5 protein-coding genes and 1 pseudogene are annotated in these 11685 nt (G+C 51.8%); 1 reads left to right on the top strand and 5 read right to left on the bottom strand.

What is annotated here, in order from left to right; genetic code table 11:
- The coding region (locus tag AC1DUA_RS07540; RefSeq protein ID WP_477499142.1) for a glycoside hydrolase family 88 protein at positions 1-969 on the bottom strand (969 nt) is incomplete at its 3' end.
- 381 nt (positions 970-1350) lie between these two features.
- On the opposite strand from AC1DUA_RS07540, the gene AC1DUA_RS07535 reads away from it, so the two are divergent.
- On the top strand, positions 1351-7047 hold the full coding sequence (locus tag AC1DUA_RS07535) for a CBM96 family carbohydrate-binding protein (RefSeq protein WP_477499141.1): 5697 nt from the start codon (positions 1351-1353) through the stop codon (positions 7045-7047).
- A 115-nt stretch (positions 7048-7162) separates the two neighbouring features.
- Here the strand turns inward: AC1DUA_RS07535 and AC1DUA_RS07530 are convergent, their stop codons facing one another.
- From AC1DUA_RS07530 to AC1DUA_RS07515, 4 genes and pseudogenes are all read right to left on the bottom strand, one after another.
- Entirely contained in the window at positions 7163-9457 is a 2295-nt protein-coding gene (locus tag AC1DUA_RS07530; protein WP_477499140.1) for an AraC family transcriptional regulator, read from the bottom strand.
- Positions 9458-9488: 31 nt separating this feature from the next.
- Positions 9489-10373: a carbohydrate ABC transporter permease gene (locus tag AC1DUA_RS07525; RefSeq protein ID WP_477499139.1), complete on the bottom strand. Its 885-nt coding sequence runs from the start codon at positions 10371-10373 to the stop codon at positions 9489-9491.
- A gap of 27 nt (positions 10374-10400) precedes the next feature.
- Positions 10401-11381, bottom strand: coding sequence for an ABC transporter permease (locus AC1DUA_RS07520; RefSeq protein WP_477499143.1), 981 nt, complete (start codon positions 11379-11381; stop codon positions 10401-10403).
- Positions 11382-11401: 20 nt separating this feature from the next.
- Positions 11402-11685: pseudogene (locus AC1DUA_RS07515) on the bottom strand (extracellular solute-binding protein); the annotation flags it as partial.

Here is an 11685-nt window from a genome sequence, read left to right as displayed (position 1 = left end):
AAGATACATCGCCTGCTCATGCTCATTGACGGCTTTGGCAATTTCCAACAAACCGCAGGCCGCAACAGCCGCCGCAGTAGAGTCTTCATAAGCCGGCTCCTTCGGTTGCCGGAAATCGATTGGAATGATGCCATCCTCCGGAATATTGGCCATGAAATAGTGTGCGACGCGCTTGGCTGTGTGCAAATAGTCCTCTTTTTGCGTGTGCCGGTAGCTCATCATGAAGCCGTACAGCGCCCATGCTTGTCCGCGCGTCCATGAGGAACCCTCCTCATACCCCTGTCCCCCATAAGTTTTCACCACGCCACCTTCAAACGGATCGAACTCCACAATATGGTTCACGGAACCATCCGGTCGGACGAATGCCGTCATTGCTGTATCCGCGTGTCTCATGGCAATCTGCTTAAAGCGCGGATCACCGGTTTCATGGCTTGCCCAGTACAACAATGGCAGGTTCATCAGGCAATCGACGATCGCCCAGCCACGGGTATCGAAGTTCTCTGAATCGTTCCAAGCCCGGATGAAGCCGCCGGCTAAGTTGAAGCGCCCGGCCAACAAATTGGCAGCATGCAGCGCTCTTTTATGAGATTCCGGATTCAACGTCATTTTATAATTCGCTACGCTGGTCGGCAGCCACATAAACCCTACGTCGTGGTGCAAACCGTAAAATTGACGGAAGCATTCATCGAGCGCTTCTTCGGACTGATTAGCAATCTGTTTATAACTGTCCCTGCCAGTTTCGTGATACATTAGCCACATCATGCCGCCCCAAAAGCCATTCGTCCACCAATTGATACCGTCTGTCAATTCACCGGTCGGTTTGTCCACAATCCGATTGTCATGCACACCGTCTACCGTTGTATAAGGAATCTTGCTGGCAGACTTTTCGCTGACCCATGCCATTTTGTCCGTGATCTTGCTGATCACTTGTGCTAACCAAGCTTGATCCTGGATTTGTAATTCAATCATTGTTGCACACCCCTGAGTACAGTTTCTTTCTCATCTCTATTTTACCGGGGGAGCCTTCGGCATGAATATCCTCCATTTCATGTGCCCATCATCCAAAACCAACCTCTTCCGCTTCGGCTCCTCGTTCCCACAAGCCAAATGTCGTAAATAGGCGATCCCCCACCAACAAGCAGCTTATAAAAAGTTGGGTTTCGGCGATATGCGCATGAAACGGACGATTCCCATACGACCATATGCTAGCTATGATAGACGAGTAACGGCCGTTACAACACTACTGTGCAAATGATTTTACAACTAACACGCAATAATGCAAACGCTTGCAATTCAGGTCAGGGGAGTCAACGTCTCCTCAATTTCAATGGCATCCATGGAGGTATCCGAATGACATCATTCATACGCAGCAGCTATGACGAGGAGGTCCATCTATTGAAAAATAAGAACTTGCGCCACCCAAAGGCATTCCCCTTCATCATCCTTTCCTTGTTTCTTTGTCTCCAGCTTTTGTTTCCCGCACTCGCCGCACCCCAGCGCGCTTATGCTGCTTCTACAGGGGTCAGCAGCATGTCGGACGCCGATTTTTTCGGCGTATGGGATAGCCATGCYGGCCAGTGGTCGACGCCCGGCAAGCTTAACTATGCCGCTTATCCGAGCTTAAACGCCGTTCAGACCAGCGTTCTAGCAGGCAATTATGCGCAAGCTGAGCAGGAACTGCAGACCTATTTTGCCAATCGTACGACCCGAACCATTCAGGGCTTTGACGATATCACCGTTGATCCTAATCTGCTTCCCATTATCATGGATCATGTTATTACTCCCCTGAAGGAATTCTATCTGACTACGTTTACAGTCCCTCATACGCCTGGCACAGCCAGTTTCGATATGCTCGCCAAGGTGAACAGCGCCCTCGGCTCCGACAAAATGCTGAGCTTCATGCTCATGGGGCGCTATAAGGGTACCGAACCGGCCATGCTGTACAGCCGAGAACAGAACTGTGCACTGACGCCGCTTCCAGCATGCCTGCCTGTGCTGAAGGTGCACTATACGAACAGCGCCGGCGCACAAACAGCGAGCTTGCTTCCGACGATGGATACCTATATTCGGGGCAACGATACAAGCATTCACGCCAGCGAGCCCCTTCTTCAGGTGCTGGAATCGGGCGCACCCTATGATTCAAATAAACGCAAGGCGTATCTTAAATTTAATTTGAGTGCCATCAGCGGAACAGTCACCAGCGCAACGTTGGAGCTTTCCGGTTACACCGAAGCAGCTGGCGGTACGGATGTGATGTTGTACCAAACGGGAGACAGTGCATGGAATGAGAACTCGCTCACCTACGCCAATCATAGCGGCAAAACATTCTCCTGGCAGGGAAATCCAGACGGAACCGACTGGGTTGGCCCTGCAGCCGGCATTGCGGATGAACAATATGCGATGCAGATCACCAATTTCAACTGGTTGAATCCACTGATTGCCGCCTATGCTTCAACGCAAACGGAGAGATATGCAGCCAGCTATATTAGCTATATGCTCGATTTTATTCGCGACGGGGATGCCTCCTCCCTAGCCGAAGGCGCTGGTCGATTCCCGCTGACTTTCCAGACTTCAATACGAGCCGCCAACTGGGTGATGGCCTATCACGTGCTTCGGAGCAGTCCCTCCTTAACGGCCTCGGCCAATACCGATTTACTCAAAACCTTTTGGAAAAAAGGCGCGCACTTCGCGACGCCAGAGGGCTTCGATCCCCGCAACAATCACGGGGCATTTGAAGTGCAGGCCTTCTACAGCATTGCCGTCTATTTTCCAGAATTCACGGATTCCGCAGCGTGGCTTTCCATTGCAAATAGCCGTTTCGACTCGCTGATCTCGTCCTTGAATTTCAGCGACGGCTCCTATTCTGAATCAAGCGCAAGCTATACGGTCGCTTCTGCCAATGCCTTTCTGGTATCCAAGGAACTCGGCAGCTTGAACGGCCTATCCTTCAATACAACTTTCGATACCTACTTGCATGGAATGGGCAAATACTTGGCCGATATGGCATATCCGAACGGGGTCTTGCCGCTCTTCGGAGACGGCAGCTCGCTGGATATCAAAGCGATCGTCAAACAGATTGGCGATCTTTACGGGGACAGCGGCCTTCAGTATGTCGGCAGCGCTGGCGCGCAAGGAGCGCCTCCGACTTATACATCTGCTTATTATCCGGTAAGCGATACGGGTGTTATGCGCAGCGGATGGTCGCCGAACGACCGGTACTTGTTTATCAATACGAAGCAGCAAACCTCTCATCGACACCCGGACGATAATGGCATCGTCTATTATGCGAACGGCAGGCCGCTGTTGGTTGACCCCGGTGCCTTGTCATACAGCGATGAGCCGATTTCCAACTGGCTTCGTTTCTCTACAGAGGCGCACAATACGATTGAAATTAACGATACGGCGCAAAACACAGCCGAAGGCTCCCTGCAAGATTGGGCCGATAACGGCAAGTTCAATTATGTCCAGGGAGTCACCAGGAATGTGCCCGGATTTACGTATGTGCGGGACGTCCTTTTTCTGAAATCATCCTACTCGATCGTTTCGGATTATGTTCGCGCCCCCGGCGGCAGCAACAAGTACCAGCAAACTTGGCACTTCCTGCCCTCTGCGAACCCGGCTCTCGCTGGAAGCAGCAAGAAAACAAGCACCCAATTTGGCGATGCTTCCGGCAATATGCAAGTTGTGCCAGCTGACCCCGGCCAGCTCACAGCTACACTCGATCACGGCTATTATTCCAATGCGTTTTATTCCGTAGCGGACGCCACTTATACCTCCTACACCAAGCAGGTAGCTGGAGATGTGACCTTTGACACGATCCTGTACCCGACCGCAAGCGGAGACAGCCGAGATGTGCAGGTGAACCGCCTGCCGGTTGCACCTTCCGTTCCAACTACCGTGGCGAGCGCGCTGAAAATCGACCATATCGGAGATGCGGAAACCTCAGGCTACTACTATGTATCCCATGAAGAGATTCCGCGTTTTGTACGCAGCTTCGATACGTTCACGTTTGACGGCAGGCTGGCTTATGCGGAAAAATCATCGAGCGGAACTGTTCAATCTGCTCTGTTGAAATCTGGCTCTACGCTTGCCAGCAGCGGCACGAAGCTCATTGCTTCGAACAGGGTGATCGATGATATCGCCGTAGATTGGAACGGCTCAACTGTCGAGATCACGGGTTCCAATCTCCTCGCTGCAAGCGATTCGAATGCTGCGGGTGCGATCGCCATTAAAGCGCCAGGCGCCACGGCTGTAACATTAAACGGCATTCCGCTGGCGAACTTTACGATGTCCGGCGACGAGTTGTATGCGGTAGCCGTTCCTGCCTGGTCGTCGTCTGCCTCGCTCAGCGCAAAAGACCTAGGTGCGGGTCATACCGGCGTCCAGACCATGGAATTTGATTTGGTTCCATCAGCAGGTACTGGCGGTGCTTTGATCGGTTATACAGGCCAAACGTTGGCAGCAAACAGCGAAACCGACCTTCCGATCTCGATTTCGCTCGATGCGAACGGAACGTTCAAAGCATGGAACGGCACGGCCTACGCCCAAACGTATCCGCTCTCTTACACGGCTGGGGAGTCTTATCATGTCACCATCCTGACCGATCTTGCTTCGAAGACGTACAGCGTATTCATCGCACCGAAAAACGGAGCAGAAGTGCAAATTGCCGACCATTACGCTTACCGTACCGGCGCTCCGTCCATTCAGGACATCGGTAAGCTTGTCATGAAGAGCTCGGCCGGCAATCCGTTCCATATCTACCGACATGTCGTAAGGGATGCGGATTACTATACGGTCGCGGTTGCAGCTGACGCTCACTTGAATATGGGCAAAACGACCAGCAATTACGGGGCAGCCAAAACGATGGAAATTCGTGGTTCTGCGAATCCCACTTCTGTCAGAAGTGCTTATATGCGCTTTCAGCTTTCCGATCTGCCGGCCGATGTAACACCGGAATACAGCAAGCTGGTCTTGACCTCTTCGACAACTGGATCGTCAACCGATCAATTGCAAGTAGTCAGCGACGACACTTGGGAAGAGTCCATGTTGCTGCCCTCCAACGCGCCTTCTGGCGGAGCAGTATTCACCTCTTGGAGCACACCGGATGCTGGCCAGCAAGCCGTCGTTGATGTCGGTGCTCAGGTGCTCTCCGAACTTGCCGGCAACAAACAGCTGAGCCTGCTTCTCTCTTCTCAGACAAATAGTGGTACATCACACAACTACTATACGAAAGAGAACGGCAACGGCAGCCAAGCAGCCAAAATCCTGGTGTATACCAAGAGCCGCATGGGCTACGCGCTCGGCACAGAAGCGGACAGCTTCGTTGCAGCAGCTGCGCCGACAACCAATTATGGAGGCAATGCAACTCTGCTGGTCAAAAGTCCTTCAACACCAAGAGAGTCCTATCTCCGCTTTGATTTGTCCCAGGTGGCAGGCAAGGTTACATCCGCCAAGCTGCGGTTAACCTCAGCCGCAACAGGCACCTTCTCCGACAAACTTCAGTTTGTCAGCGACGATGCCTGGGGAGAAACGACGATCACCGACAGCAACAAACCCGCCATGAGCACTGTGCTCGGTTCCTGGACTGTACCGGCGGCTAACCAATATGTCGATATTGATGTAACGGCACAGGTCGTCAGTGAGCTTGCTGGTGATAAAAAAATTAGCCTCGGAATTACTTACTTGAGCAGCAATGTGATCCACTCCTACTATGCGAAGGAAAGCGCAGGAATGGGTCCGCAATTAATTATTTACACGGAGGGGCAGCCGCAGGCTGCTCTCCCTTATCCTGCAACGTTCAGCGTCAATTTCGAAAGCAATGGCGGTTCTAGCGTCGGCAGCCAGACGATCGATGAGAACGGCTTCGCTGCTGAACCTGCCTCCCCTGTGAGAAGCGGCTATTCGTTTGGCGGATGGTTCAGCGATGCAGCGCTGACAACGCCTTTTTCCTTCGATACAGCCGCCATCACTGCCAACCTCACGGTATTCGCCAAGTGGGAGCCAAGTGGTCCTGCGCATGTGGATGCCCTACTGCTGTCCGGCTTATCTGCCGATCATGGCGTGTTATCGCCTGCTTTTACACCGGAGTTGCTGAACTACTCCCTGGAGGTGCCTCACGCCGTAACCAATCTGCAGCTATTCTTGATAAAAGCGGATATCCACCAGGCGGTTACCGTGACAGGAGCCGTCTACAGCTCGGTCACGAACGATGTGTATGCCTACAACGCGATGAATCTGCAAGTTGGAGCGAATCAGATCGCGATTGCGGTCACCGCTCAGGACGGCACCACGACTACGACGTATCAGGTAGCCGTCCACCGTGCCGAGGCACATCCCGAGCCAGGCTCTTCTGGCCCGAATCCCGATCAAACTGATCCTGCTGAGCCCTCAACACCTGAGCCGAAGGTTGAATCCAAGCCTGATTCTGCACCTATCGTCTCCAACAACGGTACTCTAAGTCTCCCACCGGTGCCTCTAGAGCCTACTAAGGTTAGCTTCAGCGATATTTTCGGCCATTGGGCAATGATGGGCATTATGAAAGCGACTGAAGCCGGGATTGCAACCGGTTATCCGGATGGCACGTTTCAACCGGACCGGGTCGTCACCCGTGCTGAGTTTGTTGTCATGCTGATGAATGCCTTGCATCTGCAAGGACAATCTGCTGCAGCAACATTCACAGATGAGGCCCAGATTGGAACCTGGGCACAGAAAGCGGTCACGCAAGCGGTGCAAGCCGGCGTCATCAGCGGCTATGAGGACGGCAGCTTCCGTCCGAACGCAGCGATCACTCGCGCGGAAATGGCGGTCATGAGCGCGAAGGCTTTGGCGCAGGCGCTCGACACCGAAGCGGCACAATCAGTGGAATTTGCAGACAGCAAGGAAATCCCAGACTGGGCTCAGGGCGCTATCGCGAGGATGAACAAGCTCGGCATCCTGCAWGGCCGAGAATCCAATCGCTTCGAGCCGCAAGCACTGACAACAAGGGCGGAAGCCATCACCGTGATACTGGGCATCGTCGCCCACCAACAAACGAAGCCTCAGCAATAAATTAAAGCTTCTCGTGTCTACCCTAACCAAGGGAATACGAGAAGCTTTCTTACTTTCGCGAACGCTAAGAAGGCTGCCCCAAACGTCGTCATTTCGACCTTGGGGCAGCCTTATTTCAATGCTTCGCAATACCTTTGAGCATATCCCTGTACATGCCTGGGGTAATGCTTTCTACCTTTTTAAACGTGCGAATAAACGTGTTGGAACTGAAAAATCCGACCTGCTCGGCGATTTCTTTAATCGTAAGCTTGTCATCTGTCAGCAACTCTTTGGCCGCTTGAATGCGAGCTTTATTTAAGGCGTCAAGCAGAGTATCGCGGGTGTGCTCCTTATAGACGCGGGTCAAGTAGACCGGATTCATGCCAAAATGCTCCGCAATCGCAGCCACACCCAGATTCGCTTCCTGGTAATGAGCCTGAATGTACGCCGTCAGGTCCTCGACGAGGCCGGATGGCCGATTTTTTTTATGGCTGAGATCGCCAGTAATTTGTTTGAGAATATCAGACAACCCTCTTTGAATATCGTTGACGTTCTCAGATTCTAACAACTTCCATAGCGCTCGCTGCTGCTCCGACATGGCAGATCGATTGTAGTCGGCTTCATACAAAGCCTTCATGACCGTCCCGGCCATATCAAAGAGGAAGCAGCGCACCATCTCGATCGGAAGCCGATTATAGGCGTGCATCGCTTCGAATACCTCGTCCAAAATGGCGAGCGTCAACGACGTCTCCCCCGCTTTAATTGCGGTGATGAGTCGCTGCTCCTTCTCCCACGTAAACCAGTACTCGGGCTCATGGCTCTGCAGCTGCTCGTACTGGATAATCTCGGTGCTGCCCATCAACATCTTGTACTCCATTGCTTTGAGCGCCTCTTGATAGGCGGAAGGAATGCCGCCCGTCGTGAGATGAACGCGGCTGATTGAAGTCGTGAACTGAATGTTGAATTTACGCTCGATAAGTTGTCTCGCCTCTCCGACAATTCGGTACAGCTCTTCCTGCACCTCTTCATCCGAGCCGCTCTGCACGTTGATTAAGCAGGCCAACATCTCATCCAAATCCGTCATGTGCGCGACATACCGCTGTCTGCACATCTCTTCAACGATGTTGCTGACAATCATTTGCACGAACTTGTGTTGATGCTCGGCATCCTCTTGCGGCTGACGAAACATCTCCGAATAATCCTCGATAAGAATGAGCATGACCGCAAACCGCTCGCCAGCGAACGTAATCTCGTGAGTCTCCAAGGCCTCGCGCAGGGGGAAGTTCGGCTCCAGCCTGCCTTTCATCAGCCGTTCGAATAAGTAGTTGCGCAGCACTTTATTCTGCTGATCGAGCGCATGAAAAATGAGCGAGTACTCGTTCCCAGCCTCCGCAAGCGAGAACTGCGCTGTACTAGATAAGGAACGCACCAGCTTGTTCACCGGATGATAGCTGCGTCTAGCTAGTAGATAGGCCGCGGCAGCTCCGAGCAGCAGTGTAGCCAGCAGACCCAGAATCATCAGGTTGCGGATATAGGACGATTTTTCCTGAAATACCTGCACCGGAAGCACCGAGATATATTTCAGTTTCGCGCTGTCCGAGGTGATATAAGAGACGGCCATCTTCTGTCCGTCCCACGTCTCGTACACCATCCCGCTCTGCTCGGACAACCTGTCGTAAGAGATGGAGGCTGGCAAGCGCAGCGCCTTGGTCGATGCCAGCACTTCGTTGTCTTCCGTCAAAATAAATACGGACCCTTGATTAATCCAATTCATTTTCTGAATTGGTGCCTGGAACTTCTCCATTTCGAGCACAACGACACTCGTGCCGAGCGGCTCTCCACGGTCTTCAGCAGGAAGGGAACGCATATACAGAATGGCCTGCTTGGTGACGCCAACATCATTGGTATAAGGATACACAACCATATCGCCCATGTACTTGCGGCTCAATAGGGTGTCCCATTCCTTTTTCGTATTACTGCTAGTCGCATGGTGAGTTTGAAAGTAGTCATCTGGATCATAGACCGCGCTCTGCGAAAGCAGGAAGTTGCCCTTGCGGTAATACACGTAAGAATCCGTGACCATTTCATGCGACACCATCAAGCTCTTGAACTCTTTGAGCGCCAGCGTAATGGAATACCGTGTCTGCTCGGTTAGCGGCTGCTCCGCATAGAGGAGTCCCCTGACTTGCGGCAGGAAGGCTTCCTGGACACTCATCCGATTTATATTATCGATTTGTCCGTCCAGCACCTGCTTGACCTGTTCAAGCAGCGCCGCATTCGCACGGTTAATCTCCGTCTCCACCAGCTGACGAACCTGTACATAGACGAACAAACCAATCAGAATTGGAATCAGYAGGATGACCGCATAGGAAAGAAACCAAGACCATAAGATGCTAAATCGCCTGAATGTAAAACGTCCCTTCACTACCATCACTGCTGTCCCCTTCACATCATCATGTACGTTACTCTTTGATGGCCCCTATCATAACGCCTTTGGCGAAATATTTCTGCAAGAACGGGTACACGAACAAGATCGGAGCCGTCGCAACCACGATGGTTGCATACTTAATGCTCTCACCAATCGAATATTTATCATCAGCGCCTGAAGCAGCGCTTGTCATTGAATCTACGCTATTTTGCAGGAGAATCTCCCGCATAATTAATTGCAGCGGATACAGCTCCCTGTCCCGCAGATAGATCATCGCCGAGAACCAGGCATTCCAATGACCAACGCCATAAAATAAGATCATTACGGCTATCGCTGGCATGGAGAGCGGAATGACGACGCGAAAAAGCACTCTGTACTCACCGGCGCCATCCATCTTGGCAGACTCGATTAAGCTCTCTGGAATTGCCGCAAACGCGGTCCGCAGCACGATCAAATTCCAGGTCGAGATTGCCGTCGGCAGGATCAGTGCCAGGAGGTTGTTCCCTAGATGCAGTGTATTATACACGAGCAAATAAGTAGGAATCAATCCACCGGAGAAGAACATTGTAAAGACGACGGCGATCATGAGCGGACGGCCGAACATCAGCCCTTTGCGCGATAACCCATAGGCGCCGAGCGCCGTCAAGAATAAGCTCAGCAGCGTACCGCCCAGAACAACGACCAACGTGTTGCGGTAACCTGACAAAATATTCGGATTGCTCAGCACCAGCTTATACGCCTCCAATTGGAAGCCAAGCGGCTTGAACAACAGCCCTGTATGGCTGACCAGCAACTCGGAGTTACTGAAGGATGCAAGGACAACATATAGCAGCGGATACGCCGTGATGACAACAAGCACACTTAGCAATATGACATTAAAGGCATCAAACACGACGGAGCCGGTTGACTTTTTGACCACAGTAGGTTCACTCCCCTTTCCAGTTATTTACCATAAGCTCGTTTCATTTAATTTGCGGGAGATATAGTTGGCGCTAATCAACAAGGTAAAGTTAATGACGGATTGGAAAAGCCCTACAGCCGTCGTATAGCTGAATTCGAAGCTGCCGCCAAGCCCTTTGCGATAGACGAAGGAGTTGATGACGTCCGCTGTTTCATACGTATTCGGATTGTAGAGCAGCACGATTTTCTCAAAGCCGACATCCATCATATGCCCGATTTGCAAAATAAACAGAATGACGATCGTCGGCATTATGCCCGGTAGCGTGATATTCCTCAGCTTGCGAAATCTGCCCGCACCATCAACGGTTGCCGCTTCATAGAGCTCGGGATTAATGCCGGACAAGGCGGCCAAATAAATAATCGAGCCCCAGCCGACCTGCTGCCAAATGCCCGAGGACACGAAGAGGGTCCGGAAGTTATCCGCCTGCGAAAGCAAAGCAGTTTGCTCGCCACCGAACAAGGTCACGATGGACGTAAGGAATCCTTCGCGCGAGGTGAACTGGACAATCATCCCGCAAACGACGACAAGTGAGATAAAATGCGGCATATAGGTGATCGTTTGCACGAGCTGCTTGAACCATTTTTTGGTTATTTCATTGAGTAGAAGAGCCAATATAATGGGTGCAGGAAAGGCAAACACAAGCTGATATAAAGAGATTAGAAGCGTATTGCGCATTAATCGCCAGAAATAATATCCCTGGAAAAATTCCTTAAAGTGCTCGAAGCCGACCCACGGGCTGGCCCATACGCCTTTGACGAGATCAAACTTTTTGAAGGCGATGACCGCACCGTACATGGGGCCGTATTGAAAAATAGCGTAAAACAATATAACCGGAATAAGCATCAAATAAATGGCTCGGTTCCGGAAAAGATCTCTGGCCGCTAGTCGGAAGAAGCCCGGAAGTGGGGCATTCCCCTGCTTCCGAACTTGGCTCGCGGCAGCAGCTTGAGAAGGCACATGCTGCATCATACTCACCTCTTCTTCCGTTATCTCTTGTTGAAACGCTCCACTGCAGCCTGCTGCAACTGAATCGCTTTCTCGATATTCATTTTCTTCAATTGGGTAACGTATTGGTCGAAGTTATCGATCGGCTCCGCACCCATAATAAATTTCGTGTACATTTCGTCGCTGTACGTTCTGACTTCCGCCATGATTTTGGCAAGCTGCTCCGATTCCTCCTGGGTCGCGCTGACAAGCGGCATTTTGACTTTATCCGCGTTATTCTCGAATTTCCCCCATACTTGAATCGATTCTTTCTGCTGCTTCAGTT

Source organism: Paenibacillus sp. 01T422 (genome assembly GCF_056398785.1).
This window is presented reverse-complemented; position numbering and strand designations above follow the sequence as displayed.

Bases quoted from the DNA above. Each gene is read 5' to 3' on its own strand.
- AC1DUA_RS07520 (WP_477499143.1), bottom strand. From the start codon at position 11,381: ATGCAGCATGTGCCTTCTCAAGCTGCTGCCGCGAGCCAAGTTCGGAAG.